The 17,331-nt window shown below is 34.8% G+C and carries 27 protein-coding genes; 19 read left to right on the forward strand and 8 right to left on the reverse strand.

Annotation, left to right across the window (positions count from 1 at the left end; genetic code table 11):
• Positions 1 to 18: 18 nt before the first annotated feature.
• From A5880_RS11690 to A5880_RS11700, 3 genes are read right to left on the reverse strand one after another with little or no spacing between them, the layout of a single operon-like run.
• The gene (locus A5880_RS11690; RefSeq protein ID WP_086329215.1) at positions 19 to 828 is read right to left on the reverse strand and encodes an alpha/beta fold hydrolase; all 810 of its coding nucleotides are present in this window, start codon (positions 826 to 828) and stop codon (positions 19 to 21) included.
• Entirely contained in the window at positions 816 to 1,367 is a 552-nt protein-coding gene (locus A5880_RS11695) for a GNAT family N-acetyltransferase (RefSeq protein WP_086329216.1), read from the reverse strand. Before A5880_RS11695 ends, A5880_RS11690 begins: the two co-directional genes overlap by 13 nt.
• A complete protein-coding gene (locus A5880_RS11700) occupies positions 1,345 to 1,860 on the reverse strand; it encodes a GNAT family N-acetyltransferase (RefSeq protein ID WP_086330290.1) in 516 nt (171 codons plus the stop codon). The genes A5880_RS11695 and A5880_RS11700 overlap by 23 nt, the downstream gene beginning before the upstream one ends.
• 241 nt (positions 1,861 to 2,101) lie before the next feature.
• Here A5880_RS11700 and A5880_RS11705 point away from each other — a divergent pair, with 241 nt between their 5' ends.
• The 11 genes from A5880_RS11705 to A5880_RS11755 all read left to right on the forward strand — a co-directional run bounded on the left by A5880_RS11705 (position 2,102) and on the right by A5880_RS11755 (position 11,167).
• Positions 2,102 to 2,305, forward strand: coding sequence for a hypothetical protein (locus A5880_RS11705; protein ID WP_256924765.1), 204 nt, complete (start codon positions 2,102 to 2,104; stop codon positions 2,303 to 2,305).
• Positions 2,302 to 2,811, forward strand: coding sequence for a phage major tail protein, TP901-1 family (locus A5880_RS11710; protein ID WP_086329217.1), 510 nt, complete (start codon positions 2,302 to 2,304; stop codon positions 2,809 to 2,811). The genes A5880_RS11705 and A5880_RS11710 overlap by 4 nt, the downstream gene beginning before the upstream one ends.
• A gap of 71 nt (positions 2,812 to 2,882) precedes the next feature.
• Positions 2,883 to 3,224, forward strand: coding sequence for a tail assembly chaperone (locus tag A5880_RS11715; RefSeq protein WP_086329218.1), 342 nt, complete (start codon positions 2,883 to 2,885; stop codon positions 3,222 to 3,224).
• A gap of 56 nt (positions 3,225 to 3,280) precedes the next feature.
• A complete protein-coding gene (locus A5880_RS11720) occupies positions 3,281 to 3,565 on the forward strand; it encodes a hypothetical protein (protein ID WP_086330291.1) in 285 nt (94 codons plus the stop codon).
• Between the two features lie 15 nt (positions 3,566 to 3,580).
• Complete coding sequence (locus A5880_RS11725; RefSeq protein ID WP_086329219.1) at positions 3,581 to 5,587, forward strand: phage tail protein; 2,007 nt, start codon at positions 3,581 to 3,583, stop codon at positions 5,585 to 5,587.
• 13 nt (positions 5,588 to 5,600) lie between these two features.
• Complete coding sequence (locus A5880_RS11730; protein WP_086329220.1) at positions 5,601 to 6,368, forward strand: distal tail protein Dit; 768 nt, start codon at positions 5,601 to 5,603, stop codon at positions 6,366 to 6,368.
• The gene (locus tag A5880_RS11735; protein WP_086329221.1) at positions 6,365 to 9,127 is read left to right on the forward strand and encodes a phage tail spike protein; all 2,763 of its coding nucleotides are present in this window, start codon (positions 6,365 to 6,367) and stop codon (positions 9,125 to 9,127) included. Before A5880_RS11730 ends, A5880_RS11735 begins: the two co-directional genes overlap by 4 nt.
• 26 nt (positions 9,128 to 9,153) lie before the next feature.
• Positions 9,154 to 10,029 carry a phage baseplate upper protein gene (locus tag A5880_RS11740; RefSeq protein ID WP_086329222.1) on the forward strand — a complete coding sequence of 292 codons (876 nt, stop codon included), beginning with the start codon at positions 9,154 to 9,156 and terminating at the stop codon, positions 10,027 to 10,029.
• Complete coding sequence (locus tag A5880_RS11745; RefSeq protein ID WP_086329223.1) at positions 10,030 to 10,260, forward strand: hypothetical protein; 231 nt, start codon at positions 10,030 to 10,032, stop codon at positions 10,258 to 10,260.
• Positions 10,257 to 10,586 (forward strand): collagen-like protein, encoded by a 330-nt coding sequence (locus tag A5880_RS11750; RefSeq protein WP_086329224.1) that lies wholly within the window; start codon positions 10,257 to 10,259, stop codon positions 10,584 to 10,586. The genes A5880_RS11745 and A5880_RS11750 overlap by 4 nt, the downstream gene beginning before the upstream one ends.
• Positions 10,586 to 11,167 (forward strand): hypothetical protein, encoded by a 582-nt coding sequence (locus A5880_RS11755; RefSeq protein ID WP_086329225.1) that lies wholly within the window; start codon positions 10,586 to 10,588, stop codon positions 11,165 to 11,167. Before A5880_RS11750 ends, A5880_RS11755 begins: the two co-directional genes overlap by 1 nt.
• A 613-nt stretch (positions 11,168 to 11,780) precedes the next feature.
• Here A5880_RS11755 and A5880_RS11760 read toward each other — a convergent pair.
• From A5880_RS11760 to A5880_RS11775, 4 genes are all read right to left on the reverse strand, one after another.
• Positions 11,781 to 12,917: a tyrosine-type recombinase/integrase gene (locus A5880_RS11760; protein ID WP_179190332.1), complete on the reverse strand. Its 1,137-nt coding sequence runs from the start codon at positions 12,915 to 12,917 to the stop codon at positions 11,781 to 11,783.
• A gap of 93 nt (positions 12,918 to 13,010) precedes the next feature.
• Positions 13,011 to 13,559 carry a hypothetical protein gene (locus A5880_RS11765; protein WP_086329227.1) on the reverse strand — a complete coding sequence of 183 codons (549 nt, stop codon included), beginning with the start codon at positions 13,557 to 13,559 and terminating at the stop codon, positions 13,011 to 13,013.
• Between the two features lie 23 nt (positions 13,560 to 13,582).
• Positions 13,583 to 14,221: an ImmA/IrrE family metallo-endopeptidase gene (locus tag A5880_RS11770; protein WP_086329228.1), complete on the reverse strand. Its 639-nt coding sequence runs from the start codon at positions 14,219 to 14,221 to the stop codon at positions 13,583 to 13,585.
• 14 nt (positions 14,222 to 14,235) lie between these two features.
• The gene (locus A5880_RS11775) at positions 14,236 to 14,577 is read right to left on the reverse strand and encodes a helix-turn-helix domain-containing protein (RefSeq protein WP_086329229.1); all 342 of its coding nucleotides are present in this window, start codon (positions 14,575 to 14,577) and stop codon (positions 14,236 to 14,238) included.
• A gap of 306 nt (positions 14,578 to 14,883) precedes the next feature.
• Here A5880_RS11775 and A5880_RS11780 point away from each other — a divergent pair, with 306 nt between their 5' ends.
• The 8 genes from A5880_RS11780 to A5880_RS11815 all read left to right on the forward strand — a co-directional run bounded on the left by A5880_RS11780 (position 14,884) and on the right by A5880_RS11815 (position 17,011).
• The gene (locus A5880_RS11780; RefSeq protein WP_086329230.1) at positions 14,884 to 15,075 is read left to right on the forward strand and encodes a helix-turn-helix transcriptional regulator; all 192 of its coding nucleotides are present in this window, start codon (positions 14,884 to 14,886) and stop codon (positions 15,073 to 15,075) included.
• Positions 15,076 to 15,110: 35 nt separating this feature from the next.
• On the forward strand, positions 15,111 to 15,368 hold the full coding sequence (locus tag A5880_RS11785; RefSeq protein WP_086329231.1) for a hypothetical protein: 258 nt from the start codon (positions 15,111 to 15,113) through the stop codon (positions 15,366 to 15,368).
• Between the two features lie 153 nt (positions 15,369 to 15,521).
• Positions 15,522 to 15,719: a hypothetical protein gene (locus A5880_RS11790; protein ID WP_086329232.1), complete on the forward strand. Its 198-nt coding sequence runs from the start codon at positions 15,522 to 15,524 to the stop codon at positions 15,717 to 15,719.
• Positions 15,700 to 15,879, forward strand: coding sequence for a hypothetical protein (locus A5880_RS11795; RefSeq protein ID WP_086329233.1), 180 nt, complete (start codon positions 15,700 to 15,702; stop codon positions 15,877 to 15,879). Before A5880_RS11790 ends, A5880_RS11795 begins: the two co-directional genes overlap by 20 nt.
• A gap of 12 nt (positions 15,880 to 15,891) precedes the next feature.
• Positions 15,892 to 16,149 carry a helix-turn-helix transcriptional regulator gene (locus A5880_RS11800; RefSeq protein WP_086329234.1) on the forward strand — a complete coding sequence of 86 codons (258 nt, stop codon included), beginning with the start codon at positions 15,892 to 15,894 and terminating at the stop codon, positions 16,147 to 16,149.
• A 165-nt stretch (positions 16,150 to 16,314) separates the two neighbouring features.
• Positions 16,315 to 16,476 (forward strand): hypothetical protein, encoded by a 162-nt coding sequence (locus tag A5880_RS11805; protein ID WP_336577148.1) that lies wholly within the window; start codon positions 16,315 to 16,317, stop codon positions 16,474 to 16,476.
• A gap of 135 nt (positions 16,477 to 16,611) precedes the next feature.
• A complete protein-coding gene (locus tag A5880_RS11810; protein ID WP_179190334.1) occupies positions 16,612 to 16,767 on the forward strand; it encodes a hypothetical protein in 156 nt (51 codons plus the stop codon).
• Between the two features lie 25 nt (positions 16,768 to 16,792).
• Positions 16,793 to 17,011, forward strand: coding sequence for a hypothetical protein (locus A5880_RS11815; RefSeq protein WP_086329237.1), 219 nt, complete (start codon positions 16,793 to 16,795; stop codon positions 17,009 to 17,011).
• A gap of 15 nt (positions 17,012 to 17,026) precedes the next feature.
• Here the strand turns inward: A5880_RS11815 and A5880_RS11820 are convergent, their stop codons facing one another.
• The gene (locus tag A5880_RS11820; protein WP_086329238.1) at positions 17,027 to 17,311 is read right to left on the reverse strand and encodes a hypothetical protein; all 285 of its coding nucleotides are present in this window, start codon (positions 17,309 to 17,311) and stop codon (positions 17,027 to 17,029) included.
• Positions 17,312 to 17,331: the final 20 nt, after the last annotated feature.

A 17,331-nucleotide genomic window follows, 5' to 3' on the forward strand; every position in this document is an offset into this window, starting at 1 on the left:
CACTACTTTCTTAAAAAATTAATGATTATCAATTAGCTTGGAAAAAAAGGGAATCACTGAGTGTTCAACAAATACAGGTGCTTCCAAATTGGCTAAATGTGCTGCATGAGGAACAATGATTTTTTCTGCTAAAGGAATTGTTTTATGAAGAAAATCGGCTATTTGTTGAAAATCCGGAACGTCTTCACTTCCGATCAGAACCAATGTAGGAACACATAGTTGATCCAAACAAGATGAGCGTTTCGATGAATCTGGTGTCTCTTCAACGGGCAACTCTATTTCCAGCTTAGTAAAAGCAGTCATTTGCATATTGATAATTAATGCCTTTAATTGACTATCAATCGTATCAGGTTGGCGGTTTCTAAGAATCCACGTTTCATAGTTTAACTGAGCAGCTTGTTCATATGATTTTTGATTTAATAGTTCTTCTTCTTGAGCATCATATTGCTGTAATTCATCTGAAAAAGCCCAATCACCGATTGCTGGTGATTGAAGAGTCATACCTAGCGTACGATTAGGCATTTCAATAGCAAAATCTAATGCTAGTTTTCCGCCGAATGACGCTGCAAAAAGGTATGTTTGGTCAATAGCTAAATGATCCAATAACTCATTAATCATCATTGTATAAGAAAAAACTTCCCCTGTAAATGAACTTTGACCAAAGCCTGGAAGATCAAATCTAGTCACGTGAAACTGTGTAGCTAAGGCTTGAAATTCGTAGGACCACATTCGTGAATCCGCGATGCCAGCATGAATTAATAAGATATGGGGTCCGCTTCCTTGCGATTCATAATAGATAGTCGCACTTTTTGTTTTTAAAATCGGCATCTACTTCCTCCTACTATTTTCTTCGTTAAATCAAGACTATACACAAAATGTCTAACTGGCTGTCCAGAATAATCTTTATCAAATTGTTGAATAATGGTCATGTCATTTTTTTCTGCTACTTTTTGCGAGGAACGATTTGTATTTCGGATGATAGAACAAATTTTCTTTGCATGTAGTTTGTTTTTAGCATAACGAATACACAGTTGACTTGCACTAGTCGCATAGCCGAGGTTCCAATAATGTTTATTGACCAAGTAACCAACTTCTAATAATGATTCTCCCTCAACGTCTGATAAAACGATGCCGCATTGACCGATAAACGCTGAAGTATGTTTATCAATAATAGCCCATAGCCCAAACCTGTTCTTTCGATAACTTTCCATATTCCAACGTAACCAATCTTCGACTTTTTCTTTTGTAAATGCGGATTCATAAGCATACATTGTTTCTTCATCTTGTAAAATCAAGCATAAATCTTCGAAATCATCAAGCGTCAATTCCCGCAAGTAGAGGCGTTCATTTTCGATGATTTTTTTCATTTAAATCATCACCTTCCCTTTTTTGATTGATTTTCTTACTCATAATATATAATGGTCCGAATTCTCCTTGAACCGTTTTATCTAAATAGTGAAAGCCAGCTTTTTCATAAAGTCTTTGAGCAGGTTTATTTTGTGTATTGACAGCAAGGATAACTTCATTTGCTTTTGGAAAATGAAGTTGAATGAAATCTGGTAATAGACGTAATGCTTCTTTTGCATGGCCTTGACCTTGGTAGCGTTGGTCTGTTGAAAAGGTTCTAAGTAACAATGCACGCTCATTTGTTGTATACAAAGCAACATCTTTTTTTTGATCTAAAACAAAAAAATTCGTCAATTGTCCTTGTTCTATGGCTAAAACAGGATGAATAAAATGGTTTGTCTGAGCAATTTTAATCGGCATTTCTGGTGTTCCAGTGTAAAGCAGTTGTTCCTCAGTTAATTGATAGTGATGAATCAACTCTGCAAAATCATTGGTATATTTTTGTAAAAACATGACACCACACCCTTTCATGACAGATACTTCTGTCATTATTTTACCATAGGAACAAGGAATGATTAGGGAAATTCGTCTAGTGCAAGAAATGTGACAGAAATTTGGGACATAATTGAAAGGAAGCTGGGAGTTTTAACATGTGGATTCCTTGTATACTAGGTTCATCAAGTCATATCGCTGCTTAGATTTGACTAACTATAGTCGCCCGTGACTTTAAATGAGAGGAGATGTCAAAAGATAAATGATCGATATTTCAAATAAGTATGTAACGATTGAGCAGCATGATAAGGCGATCCAAAAACAATTAAAGGTTATCAAAAAGCTGCAAAAAAGAGTGAAAACAGAACAACGACAAAAAAATCAACTGGCATCTCAATTAAAACGATCGTACAACCAAGTAAACAATCAAAACAGCGGTAAATTATCTGAGGGGGAAAAAAGATGACAGCATTAAGTGGAGTAGATGTAGTATGGCGTTTTCGTTTAGCAGAAGACGAAGGAAATGAACGTGCGTGGGGCTTAGCCTACAGCACAGAAAATGGGTATTCAAAATCGAAAGAAAGCGAATCAACTGTTACAAAAGATGGCAGCGTAGTTACGCCAGGAGCAACAGAAACAACGGTTACAGCAACAACATTATATAAAATTGGTTCCACACAAATCGATAAATTAGAAACAGCTATGGATGAAAATAAACGTGTCCAAATTTGGCGCATCAACACAAAAGAAGTTGGCACAGGAGCAAATGAAGGCAAGTTTAAAGCGAAATACTTTGAAGGCTTCTTTACCTCGTTTGAAGAAACGGATTCAGCAGAAAATAAAGTGGAATACTCGCTAGAATGGGCGATTGAAGGCGCTGGTAAGAATGGTTTTGCTTCATTAGAACTTGATACTTCTGAAGGCGGAGATTATGAGTTTAAAGATACTGTGAAAGTGGAAGCAACGCCATAATTATTTTTATGAAAGCACACAATTCAAGAGGTTAGTATTACTAACCTCTTTCAAAATCAGGAGGAATAGACATGGAATTAGCAATGAACGAAAAAACATTTGATTGTAGATTTGGTTACGGATTCTTAAAAGAAATCAACAAACGTTATTCAGTAGAACGTGGCGGCATGCAGTTAAAACTAGGAGTTGGAGCAATTGTTTCAAATCTTCTATTATCTGATGTGGATACATTATTTGAAGTCTTACTGATTGCCAATATGACAGAAAAACCTCGAATGACGGTCAAATTTTTAGAAGATTACGTTGAACAGAATGGTACAAAAGGATTGTTTGAAGATGTGATCAATGAGCTAAAAAAGTCAGAATATACCGGGATGATGACCAACAAGATGTTGGAAGAAGCACAAGCGTAAAAAATATAGATTTTGATGAAGTTTATGAACAAGTACGCTTAAATTGTTTGCGTTTTTTGAAAATTGAAAATTTTGATGAAATCGACCGATTGACAATTCCTGATTACGAGTTACGTATGAAAGCCTATCAATTAAAGCAATTAGATCGACAATATGAAATTCATATGCAGGCATGGGCGACAGTCATGGCAGGCCAAACTCGAAAAGGCAAACCCGTTTTTAGAACCTTTGATAAATTCTTTGATTATCAAAAAGCAGAAGAAAAAATCCTGGGTATGAAAAAAAGAGTTTCTCCTGATAAAGAAAAACTTCAAAATTGGATTGCGAATTTTAATTCATAAGAAAGGAGGGAAAAAGTGGAATATAAAATTAATGTAAAGACTATTCTAACCGCCGTAGATGGAGGATTGAATGGATCAATAGCGCAAATAACTGAAAGTGCTGCTCAATTGGAAACACAAATTAATCAACTATTTTCATCTGTTTCTGATTCTAGTGATGTGAAAACAGCGTTTAATGGCGTAAAAGACTCCTTCAAAGAGTTGGAAACCATTTTAGGTAATTTTGGGTTACCTCCTATTGAGTCAATGTTTACAAATTTTGGCTCACAGGCGACTAGTCAATTAGGCAGAGCAGGAGATGCATTTAATTTATTAGGTAAAAAAACGCAAGGATTGAGTGGTATTGTTTCTACTAGTTTTAGTAAAATGCAGTCACCGTTTAAAGATTTACCTATGAAAATGTTAGATCCATTCATCTCTTTAGATTCTAAAGTAACAGGTTTTACTAAAAATTTATCGAAAACAGTGACTAGTCTAGCTCCGCAGATGGCCTACGGAATGTTGTCTTTAGAAATAGGAGTAGAAAAAGCTATGGACAAAATGGGTTCAGGTGCATTGAACGTGGCTGGTTTTTTTGAAAATATTTCTTTAGGATCGAAAAAATTAGCTGGAGAAGTACCACTAATTACCAAGGCTTTTGGCGGTATTGGTCAAGGAATACAAAAATCTGCTGGAGTAGGGACCACAGCTATGACGACGATGATACAAGGATTAACTTCTGTTTTTGGAGTGGCTTTGAAAGCGTTGGGACCAGCAGCAATTCTGGGCGTGGCTCTTGTAGGTTTAGGATTGATGAACAGCCAATTCGGTGATCAACTTGGTGGCATGATTACTACTGCCATTGAAAAAGGACCAGAAGTAATCAAAGGATTTGTAAATGGCATTATTTCGAAATTACCAGATTTAATGACTTCGGGTACACAATTAATTGTAGGGTTTGCTGAAGCAATCGCTGTAAACTTACCTGTAATTATGCAGAGTGCGGTTGATTTAATTAATGCGTTAGTTCAAGGAGTGATCGAAAGTTTACCGACATTGATTCCTGCTGCTTTGATGCTGATTGAATCATTAGCCACAAGCTTGTTATCGGCAGCTCCCCAGTTGTTATTGACAGGGTTAGATTTGTTAATTGCTTTAGTTGATGGGATTTTAGCTAATAAGGATCAAATCATTAGTACAGTAACGAAAATAATTGAATCATTCACTACAAATATAACGAATAATTTACCGTTAATCATTGGTAAAGGAATAGAAATTCTAACCAAACTAGCTGAAGGAATTGCTTCTGTCTTGCCAGCCTTAATTCCAGTAGCTTTACAAGCTATTACTACTTTAGTTAGAACACTATCTGAAAATTTACCGAAATTATTAGATGCGGCGGTAGAAATAGTCGGAAAACTTTGTGAAGGATTACTTGCAAATTTACCACAAATTTTAGCTGCAGCTGTCGAATTGATTTTAGCAATAGTAAGAGGAATTGGTGAAAGTATCCCGAAAGTTATTGCTGCAGGGGCTAAAATTATGGTAAAACTTTTGGAAACAGTAATAAAAGCTGTACCAGATTTAAAAGACGCAGGAATGAATCTAATTCAGGGATTAATAGATGGTATCGGAAGTATGGCTAAAGCAGCGTTAGATGCAGTTATGGATATTGGTAAAAGTATTGGAGATACATTCAAAGGTCTTTTCAAAATTCATTCACCATCTCGATGGATGCGTGATGAAATCGGAGCGATGTTACCAGCAGGTTTAGCCATTGGTATCGAAAGAAACGCTCATGTAGTTGATAAGCCAATGGACAACTTAGCTTCTCAAATTATGTTACCTAGTTTAGACACTCTAGATCAGCATTTAAAAACAGTAAAAGACGTTTCAGTACAATATAGTAGCAAGCAAATAATGCCCCAAACAAAACAACCAGCAACATTCAACATCAAACTTGGCAATCAGCAATTCAAAGCCTTCGTTTCAGACATTTCTGAAGCAATGGGACAAGACTCTGCTATTAACCTAGCATTTTAGAAGGAGGGAAAACATGTATTATTTTGAAGACACAACCAAAAAAGTCCATAAAGATGAGTTGATCCTTCCTTCTTCAGCAATGATGTATGACGGTTTTTATATCGAAAAAAGGATAGAAGGTTATCGAACATTAGCAGTCACAGGAAGAGAAATGTTGTCACTTGATGTACAAACACAAGAAACCCAAGTCGGAAGTATCAAATTAAATCAAAAATTACCTGCTCGAACAATCAAAGTAACCTATCAACTCATCGGAAAAGATGCAAAAGATGTGCAAAAAAAATACCATCATCTGATGCAAATACTGTATAAAGAATCGGATGTGGAAATTCGCTTTAAAGATGAGCTGGATTATCATTATTATGGACAATATACAACAACTGACGATGTTCGTGGAGATACCAATAGCATTATTTCAAGTTTTGATATTCTTTGTACAAATCCAAAAAAATATTCAGTGTTATTAAAAACAGATGGTGAGATTACTACCTATCTTCCTTATCAGACAATACCTGAAAAAATTGAGGTAACCATTGCAAAATTTGGTTCATTAACAATTACAAATGGAGAAAAAAAAATTAAAATTACTAGCTATAATTTAAGTGAAGGGGATCAGATTGTCTTTGATTTCATAAAAGGAAAAGTTTTTGTGAATACTGTAGATCAGACTTTTTTACTTGATTTAGAAAGTGATTTTGAAAATTTCACCCTCCAAACAGGACAAACAATTCGTTGTAATAATGGAGAAATGGTTATTTCCTACCGGGAGGTGCAATTATGACAGAAAGTGTTTATTTTTTTGATGAGCATCAGCATTTAATTCGACTGGTTAAAGAAAATGAATTGATAGAAGTTGTGCAAGAAAAAGAAATCACGTCAAACAAAGATGAATTAATGAAGGATACGTTAAATGTATCGACTGTTTATGATGAAGAATTAAATCAAGCAGCGTATATGGCTGTTAAAGAAAATGCCTCTTCGTACAGTCTGTATAGAATTATTTTAGATAGTGAATCAGAAAATAGTTTATCTTTTGTAGGCATTAGTTTCGCACCAGATGAGCTAGATTCCTATGTGGTCAAAAATGTACAGGTGAAAAATGAAACAATTAAGACTACCTTGCAGAAAATACTAGCTGAAACAGAATGGCGAGTAGGAAAAATCGACGTAAATTTACCTTCAATAACAGATGATTTCAGTTTTCTTTCTGTAAGGGATGCGTTAAAAACTATTCAAGCTCATGGGTGTGAAATTTTATTTAAATATAAAATTGACGGTATTGGCATCACGGATAAATGGCTAGAAGTCTATCGTGAAATCGGCAAACCTAGCAATCAACGTTTTACTTATGGCGAGAAAGCTTTAAGTATTGTAAAAGAACAAGATCGAAATCAAGTCTACACAAGTTTGATTGGTCGTGGTCGTGGAGAAGATGTTGGTGATGGTAAAGGGAAGCGGATTGAATTTACCGATATTGAATGGAAAAAAGCAAACGGCAAGCCATTAGATAAACCGAAAGGGCAAAATTGGCTAGAGTTCCCTGCAATGACGAAACAATATGGTATTCCTTTAAAAAATGGTGGAATGAGGAAACGTGAAAAAGTGATTGTTTTTGATGAAGATGACGATCCAGCTACATTATTACAGCACACGTATGAGTCTCTTATCGAATATTCTCGTCCGTTAACGCAATTTAAAACAGAGATTTTAGGCGGAGATACAATCGGAAATACAGTGACCATTCATCGACATGACCGAAATTATCATTATAAAACCCGAATTTTTAAAGTGAAAATCGATCGTTTAACTGGAAAAGTTGAAGCAGGTTTAGGTGATAATATAACGAAAAGTATCTCAAAAGCAACTTCAGAGCTAAAAGGAAATGTAAATTCTTTAGAAGAGAAAAAAATGACTTTTTATGATTCGGAAGAAATTTCTAAGTGGCAAGATGACATTATTCGAGGGGCCAGAGGCGGTTCTATAAAATTGATGAACGGGATTGAAACAGGAAAATCTAATAGTCGTGAGCCGTATCAAATGGTATGGATGAATAAAGATTCTTTGGAAACAAGCGATCATTTTCTAGTAGCAAATAGTGAAGGCATTGGTTTTATTGACGGAGATTTTAATAAAGGGAAGTATAAAACAGCTTGGACCATTGATGGAAAGTTCAATGCTGATTTTATTCAAGCAGGAACGATTCGAGGTCGAATGATAGAAGGTTGCGAATTTAGAACACTAGACGATACATTTCAAATAAAGATTTTAGATGGAACTATTATTTTTAGTGACAAAAAAGTAAAGAAAAGATTAGGGTCTATAAGCGCAACATTGAGTAATGGGAAAGTAAATGGATTTGCGGTTATTCAACAGCCAGGGTTTATTTTTTCGTTGAATTCTGGAAGTAAAGATAAAGAAAATACGTCTAACTATGTTATTCAAATACCAAAAGCAAGCACCATGGAAGAACCTAAGTTAAATTCACGAGCACTATGGAAACATAATGGTGATTTGCACATTACAGGTAAGTTATTCATAAATGGAAAAGAAATTACAGGTAATGGTAGTGGTGGATCTGGTGGTACTCCGCCAACTCCACCGCCAGAACTCACAACTGATCAAGAAAAAAATGCATGGGTAATCTGGCAATTCTTTAAAAATAAAGGATGGACAGAGCAATCTATAGCTGGAATGTTAGGGAATATCCAATCGGAATCAGGCATTATACCAGATATTGATGAAATAAGTGGTGGCGGTGGTTATGGACTAACCCAATGGACACCAAAATCTAAACTGGTTAATTGGTGCAATGAAAATGGGCTAGATTATCGAACGTTGGATTCTCAATGTCGACGCATACAATGGGAAATGGAAAACAATGTTCAGTGGTTTTATAATTCTTTACGTCCAGATATCGATTATATATCTTTTAGAGATTTTACGAAACTTGCTGATGTTGCGCATGCTGCAGAATGTTTTATTGCATTGTACGAACATCCAGAAAACCCTTATCAACCGGCTAGAGCACAGCAAGCCCAATATTGGTATGACAAGTTAAAAAATTTGAAACCTGGAACGGCAACTGGAGCGGCTGGATTGGCTCATTTAGAAACATTGTATAAACAACCTTTGGGAAACGGGCAATGCTATGCAGTATCAGCGGAATATTCTGGATTTTTGGGTGGTTGTGGCTTAGGTGCAGGTACAGGATATCCCTTAAATCACAATATTGGCGATACAGAAGCGGCAGCTGAAATAGGTAGTGCTTATGATTGGGCGGCAGTTGGATGGAAAGTAATTTTTAATCCGACATATGAACAGCTAGTTTCTGGTGCAATCATTAACTGGAAACGTGGAGGAAATATAGGTGGCTTTAATGTTGATTATACTTATGGTCATACAGGAGTCATTCGAGGTATAACAAATGGTGGTTTTCAAACCTATGAACAAAATATCGGTTTAGGACAAGTGGTTGGAAAATATGAACGTCTATGGATTGGATCAAGTGAAATCAGTTCAATTGTTATACCACCTAAATAATCAATTTTTAGAAAGGAGTGAAACAAATGTCAATTATCTATCCAATTTTTTTATCAACAACACAACCAAATGATAATATTCCAACACTTATGATTCGTCAATTTGACGAAGGAACACAAGTGTTGGATGTGACAGTGACAGAACATGGGAAACCAAAAGACATGTCCAATTTGACCCCTTTTTTCTGTGTTAAGCAAGGGCATCACACAGGCTTAGGTATTTCAGAACAAAAAGTTACTAAAATCATTGATGCGAAAAAAGGGAAGTTTCAATATACATTAACAAATTATGATATGCAAAATGTTGGAGAAAATACAGCTTACTTTAGTTTTAGAGAACTTCAAAAAGACTTAAGTTGGCGCCAACAATTTTCAACAAGGGACTTTACTTATCAAGTAAAAGAAAGTATTTATGAGGATGGAATCAAAGATAGCAACTATATTTGGACATTTGAAGAAATTTTACGTTATTTTACTGAATGGGTGAAAACTTGTCAGGAAGTTTATGATGACTGGTATTTAGCAGCACAAGAAGAGTTACAACGGATTATTACAGAGTTTCAAGGGTGGATTAAAACAAATCAAGAGTGTTATGATCAATGGACTACGGTTCAACGAGCAGAATTCGATCAATGGTTTGCTTCGATTAAAGAAATCTTAGATGAAAATGCAGCGGGGAAACTGCTGAATCTGCTTGAAGAATTAAAGAAAGCTCACTTTACTCTGAAGAGCGGAGAAGTAGGTGTTCTTAGAACGATTCGTGATGATAAATTTAGCTTGAATCATACTGTGACTAAACTAGGAACTGTTACACATGAAAAAGAAGCATCCGCTTTAGTAGTTGCAGAAATCGACAGTCAAAAACAAAATACCTTCTTTTTACGAAAGGTGGGATCGATATAGATGGCACATGAAGTAGAGGTAAAAAAAGTAATGGAAACAGACGAATCTGGTGTACAACGTCAAGTCTTTCCAGAAACCCATGCAAGTGCAATTATCGGATTAGATAAAATCGAAACATTAGGAACAGGTGTAACCTCAATCAATGGAAAAACAGGAGATATTACACTAACAGCTAAAGATTTAGGTGTACAAGGAACAGGAATAACAATAGAAAAGGTGGGAACAGTATGATAGATATCGTTGAATTAAAAAGTGATGGCGTCCTTGTTTATCCAAAAACACATGCGAATGCAGTGGAAGGATTAACAACAATCAAAGGTGAAAAAGGAGACACAGGACCAGCAGGGCCGGTTGGTCCAAAGGGAGCGACAGGAGCAACTGGACCGCAAGGCGTAAAAGGATCGACAGGTGCAACAGGACCACAAGGACCAGCTGGACTGAATGCGACAACGACTACAGCAGCAACTCAAACAGCTAATGGATTAATGAGTGCTGCAGATAAGAAAAAATTAGATACATTACCAACAATAACTTTCAATAAGGTGGGATCAGTATAATGGCAGATATCGTACAATTAGAAGAAAAAGGGAATTTGCTTTATCCCAAAACGCATGTAGATGCAATTGATAGACTTGAAGAAACTGTAGTGAAGAAAAGTGGAAATGAGACGATTGGTGGGGTTAAAAATTTTAAAGATGGTTTGCAGAGTGGAAGTAAAGAAGTTGCTACAAAGGCTGACTACTTTGGGTTAAGTCATACTGGGAAATGGACTTTGACAGCTGCTAGTAATAAATTACCATTAGGTAGCACCTCTACTTCAAGTGTATTTAATTTTTGTACTTTGAATTCATATGACGTGACTGTAAATGAAAATATTACTGCTCTTGTTGGATACATGGCGTCTGTCCATTTTGAAACTGTAGGTGGTTGGGCTGATGTTAGATTATATAGAAATGATAGTTTGGTTTCAGCTGCTGCACTTTCAAGCCCTCAAGGATTTATGTTATCAGGCTCAGGTTCAAGTTTAGTTAAGCTAGCAAAAGGGGATAAATTAAGCGTTAGGATTATTATGGATAGTAGTATGATTAATAAAGTAAATGGTAGAAACCCCAATTTGACAATTGTTGGGTTGGATTAAGATTTAAAGTATTTTAAATGGAGAATTATCATCAAACACAAGTTTTTTTAATTTTACCCTTACTATACAATATGTTTTGAGGGAAATAATTTCAGTTTTTAATTATTTAGTGCAATACACAGAAATCTTCAATTTGGCGTTTTTTTGAATTAGCTAAAGCTGTATCGTTTTTTACGAGTTAGTTATTTGTAGATTTTGTCTTAAGCAAATTATTTAAACGATTGTAAAATTTTTTTAGTATAATAATTTGAGCGAGGGATAATAGATAAACTTGTTTAGCGAAACCTCTAGTAATATTCAAGACATACAGTCGAAGGCCTTGCTTGAGATTTCAAAGTTTGTGAATGTGAAGCATGTAGAGCTGGTTTTCGGTCGTTTACTTTGGGCTTAAATTTGAAAAAATTAACGAAATCTGTGGCTGAGAAAAGTGTGTATATTAGTAAAAACGAGTCTGCTTTTGACATTGTGAATCAAAAGCGGACTCGTTTTCTTTCTTGAAGAGGACTATGCCTCATATTTAGTAATACGCCAAGAGCGAAATAAACCTGAGAGCTGTAACTCTTATCAAGTAAGGAATGCAGCTCTTTTGTTTTCTCTTACACCTAAAATACACCTACGAGCCACTTTCGATATTTTTGAAAAATTCCTCTGTAATTCGTTTATTCTTTTCTCTGATTTCTTTATTTAATGTACTGTAATATTGCAATGTGACAGAAGCATCTTTATGACCTAACTGTTTTTGTGTATAGATCATGTCACTTCCGGCAAGAACTAGTAAATCTACTCTAGCATGTCGAAAAGCATGAGAGGTAATTTTTGGAATACCAGCGATTTTGCATTTTTTTTCAAGATATTTATTTAGTGCTTTATTCGTGATAGGGACTCCGAATTCATTTGTAAAAAGATATTCCTGTTTTGCACTGTGTAAGTTAACGACCTTTTTTGATTGTTCTGATTTAGCAATATAATCTTTTATAATCGTTTCTAAGTCAGATGGTAAGTCTACCATTCGAACAGAATTCACAGTTTTTGTTGTTGTGTTTTTTTTCGTCCTCTTGTAATCAAAAGCTTTATCAACTGATAGCACATGGTTTTTGAAATCAAAATCATTTTTAGTAAGACCTGTAGTTTCTTGAAATCTTGTTCCCAAATACATCATAACCAATGAAATATACTTAGACGCGCTGTCCTCCGATGTGAGTATAACCTCTTTCAAAGTCAGCCATTCATCGGGAGTTAAAGTTTTCTTTCTTTCTCCAGTAGTATCACGTCCTACAACTTTTGCTTTATTAGCTGGATTTTGGAAAAGATAGCCAGAATCAATAGCTTCAGTAAACATAGCTTTTGCTATTTTATGCTTATCAGAAACTGTTTTTTTAGCAAGATTCAATTCTATCCCCATGTGATTAAGCCAACGTTGATATTTAATTCGATCAATTGCTTTAAGAGATATTTCAAGACCAAAAAATTCTACTAATGATTTTCTAGTAGCTTTTATTTTACCAAGGTGTTCATAGCCTACCGTCCCTTTTTTGAAAGTGTCAACCCAAAGATCAAAGAAAGGAATTAGTAACATTTTTTCTGGTGATATCCCCATTAACGCATCATTTTTTGCTTTAATCTCAATGTCATAACATTGTTGAGCAGTGAATTGCGTTGTATATTTATCAATCCATTTACCACTAATAGGACTCTTTACTTTAAATCTATATGAATACATACCGTTTTTTAATTTTTTTGGTTTAGCCATTATATCTGTTCCTTCCAAGTAAGTTAGCCAAAACATTATGAGGGTAGATATACGGGCTTTTTTTGCATCACTCCTTTCAAGTGCGTCATTTGGTTATTTTATATTTTCAAATACTTTTTTATATTTGTTGAAAACGTCTTGATCCATTTCTGTACTAGCATACAATAAAGATTTAATATTTTTGTTCTCGCTAACATTAACCTTGTATGTTAGGTTACTTTCATAAAAAATTTTACTTTCAGAAATTTGATCATCATTTTGATAGTTAACTATATTAATATAGTCTTTTACTTCTTCACTTTTATCTTTTACAACAAAAACTAATTCACTCTCAGGTATTGGTGAATCATTAGTCCAGTTCTCTTGATCAAAGAAATTTTCTGATGAATTGTACATTTTTAAGTCATTGTTAAGAAAAGCTTCTGCAATTTTTTTGTTTATATCTGATGATAAACTTGATGTTACAGAAGTTTTATCTTGTTTACTTTCCTTAGCCTCTGAACTAGATGAACTTTCCAAGTCCTTTACTCTAGTTTCTAATTGATCAACTTTGCTATCAGATGTTTCTTTTTTCTCGCTGTTAGATCCGCAGCCAACTAAAAATAATCCGCTTAACAAACTAAAAATAATAATTTTTTTCATTTCAATTCCTCACTTTTCAATTTTTATAAGCCCATTCTTATAATTTCGATAATTTTTGAATTGTCACCAGCATATCTATAATTATTTAATGTTTGTCTTGCGATGTTGGGGTTAAGCATAAATAACTTTGTCAAAAAATCAAATAGCCGGACATAGAGAGCAGCATTGCTTAGCTGGAATTCGTTGCACATTTTTGAGAAACTCATTCCACTTTTTAGGCAATCTTTTATTGCCTCATTGTTAGCCATCGCTAGTGATGCAAATACATTGGCTCTTTGCTCTCTTGGCATATCCTCTTCTGAATAACCACTACCATTTAACAATTCCGAAAATCCTTGCCTATATTCCTCCTGGTTTAGATCAAAAAAGAAATGGCCAATTTCATGTAAAATAGAAAAACGCTGTCTACCATCAACCATTGATGTGTTGTAACTTATGCCGACAGCATCGCCCATTTTTAATATATTTGCAGAGAGTAACTTGGATGAAATGTGACCAAACCCATATGGAACGATCTTGATATTTTCCACATCTATTGCGTAATCTCTATAATGATCCCACCGTAAATCTTTTAGTTCAAGTCCGTAGTAATTAGCAACTTTTTCAATAACTTGATAACTTTGATCATGGTATTCAAAATAAGTGTCGTAGTCTAGGTTCATTCAGCATCATCCAATCACTTCTCTAGTTTTTTCTTCATAAATTCAAGATAATCTTTTAGTTCTTCTTTCAATTTTTCTTTATCTTCATCAGACAGATCCTGAGTGTTTAATCTAAAGAAAGTGATTAAATCTTCATCACCAAGTTCATCAGAAGTGGTTGGATTGTCGGTTCTTCCAAGAAGGTAGTCAGTTGTAACGTTAAAATAATCAGCAACCTTTTGTAAGTTGACACCACCAGGAACTTTTTTCTTCCAAGCGTATAATGTGTTTTTGCCAAGTCCAATTCTTTCTTCTAATGTATTAACTGAAATCCCTTGTTGATCACACAGTTTTTTTAACCTGTCAAAAGCTGTCATAGCAATATCCTTTCAAGCAATTACAGAACAAATAAAACTATTGTTTAAAAAAAGTTTGACTTTTAAACTTAAGTATAATAAACTATGTTCGTAAGCTAATTTAGTTAGCTAACTATTTGACAAATAAAACCTCAAATAAAATACATTAATTCGTTGGGGAACGCGTGAAATGTTATTTTGTAGGCTTTTTATAGTCTTATTTAGCTATAACTAGATATTAAACTATTGTTTAGAAAGTGTCAATATTTTTTATGAAATTAGCTAATTAAGTTAGCTTACTAAAATAAATCAGAAGGAAGTGATTGTATGTCACAGGAGTTTATCACAAGTATCAGAGTTCAACTAGCTAAGCATGGCAAGTCTCAGGCTTGGTTAGCGCGACAGATTGGAATTTCAAAACCTTATATGTCAGATATTATGAAAGGTCGTAGAAGTCCCGAAAGCAAAATTCCGGAAATAAAAGCAGCAATTGAATCGCTTGAAGCAATTAAAAATTAAAAAAATGTTAGCCAAAACATTATGAGGTCGATGAAATGAGCTTAGAAAAAGAAATAGAAAAAATCGTTGAAAAGAAGCTTGAAGAACTGCAACAGCCAATCCAGACGATAGACCACAGGCCGTGGATCTTTACAGCAGATGTAGCCGAAATTCTAGGTTACACAGAAGAATGGGTTATTAAGAAATTTACGAAGAATCAATTATTCATCGAGAAAAAACTTATCAAAAAACAAGGTGGACAATGGAATTATAAGCATCCTGAATTTTTACAGTTTGTTCACGATAATTTTTAAGGAGTGTGATTTATTGGTAATAACAGCAAACTTAATCCTGCTAACAGTATCGATTATATGCTTCGCGACAGGCGAGACGGTGCAAGGATGTATATTTTTAGCGGTGATGTGGGTGGGGAGTGTTTTAGTCAGAATGAGAAAGGAAGATGGTGAATGAACCCAACGGTAGTAATGAAATATGTAGGTAATATGCATAAACGAAAGTGTGACATTATTGATCAAATGTTGAATGGTCATCGATTACTAACCAATGAGGAACAAACTGAGCTGGACTGGATTCACGAAAAAATTGTGATCACAGGTAATTTAATCGCGGGAGGATGGTATGAACATGAAAAACAAACTAATTAACGCACTACTAGACACACCGTTCGCAGTATTACTAGCTTTTGTCTCGTGGCTATCTCTTACTGCTGGGTTACTGATGATTGTTGTCTATGTCATCAACAAAGTATTTGAGTTACCAGAAATTACTTGGGTAAATAAGCGACCAAGAAAAAATGTAAATTAGGAGAGATGTATCATGCCGGTATCAAAAGTAGGGACAACATTTGAAAGTTGTATTCATGTATGGAGAGCCAGAAAACGTATGACTCAGCAAGAGTTAGCTGATTTAGTCGAGGTATCAAGGCAAACGATTATTCAATTAGAGCGAAACAGGTACAATCCATCTTTGTTAGTTGCTCATGATATTGCTAAAGTATTTGACGTAACGATTAACGATCTATTCACATTTACGGCTAAGGAGGATAATTCAATTGCTAAATCCAGAACAGAATAAGCTAGTTGTCCAAGCCATCAAAGACAAAAAAGATAACTATGCAGTGTTAATCAGGAATGAAAATGCTAAACCGTTAAAGGATCAGGATATTAAGAAAACGGATCAGTTAACCGAAATGTATCATCAGTACAATTTGATACTAGATGTTATTCACGAGAGGGGGATATGAGATGGGTGATTATTATATCTGTACAACGTGCAAAGAAAAATGGTGGTATGACCCAAAAGACGGGAAATGTCCATTGTGTAGAGGAAACATCATTCCGATTTATCAGTACGAAAAACAAGAGCCTGCATCGTCTGCCAGCGATACAAGCCATTAAATAAATTATTCTTATAAAAATTATAACACAGAAAGGATGTGAAAGTTAATTGCTCTATAAAAAAATCGAGATTACTGGCTATGTATCTAGAGGGAATGTGCAAATATACTACACCAAAGCAACCAACTTGGAGGGTGATGTGACAGAAGCGAAGAAGATTGACGTCTATCTATTAAAAGATATAGGCGTTGTCAAACGTATTGATCACATGAACAAAGCAGAGGCTTTTCTCAACACTGAAGAGGGCAACACGATTTATCAAGAAGCTAACGATTTACCAGGAGCGTGGGATTAATTAAAAAAGAAGGGATGATTTTAAAATGCAATTTGAAAAAGTCAAAAAGAAAATGATTCAATGTGATGTCTTTATCGAAAATGAGGCAGTTAAGCTGTTGAGTGAACTTAAGGAAGAAAATACCTCATTTGGAAATATACGTAAAGTATTAGGGGCGTTACCTACAAATGATTCGTTCGGGTTTGTAGTTAGAAAAGCAAGAGAACTGCTAGAAAAAGAAATTGATGCAATCACGATTAAGTAACTGCATCAATAAGGACTAAAGGATTTCAAATTTTACTACTGCATTTTTAGAGTAGATAGTATTCGGGTTTTCTACATCGAAAAAGTAATCTGAGTTCGCTAGTATCTCGAAAAAACTATCTCTTAAACCAGCGTTGTTTTGAGAACGAAGTCCGATGTTATCTCGAATAGTAATTACTTGGTTTTTCAAACCATCTATGTTTTGCCAATCTGAATCTTTACTAGAAAGAGTTTTGAAAGTTTGCTCTTCGTGAAAAGTTTGCACAGATCCATCTGCAAAATATACTTTAATTTTTGGCATAAATACACCTCCTTTAAGGA

The organism is Enterococcus sp. 4G2_DIV0659 (assembly GCF_002140715.2).
Classification (GTDB): Bacteria; Bacillota; Bacilli; order Lactobacillales; family Enterococcaceae; genus Enterococcus_L; species Enterococcus_L mansonii.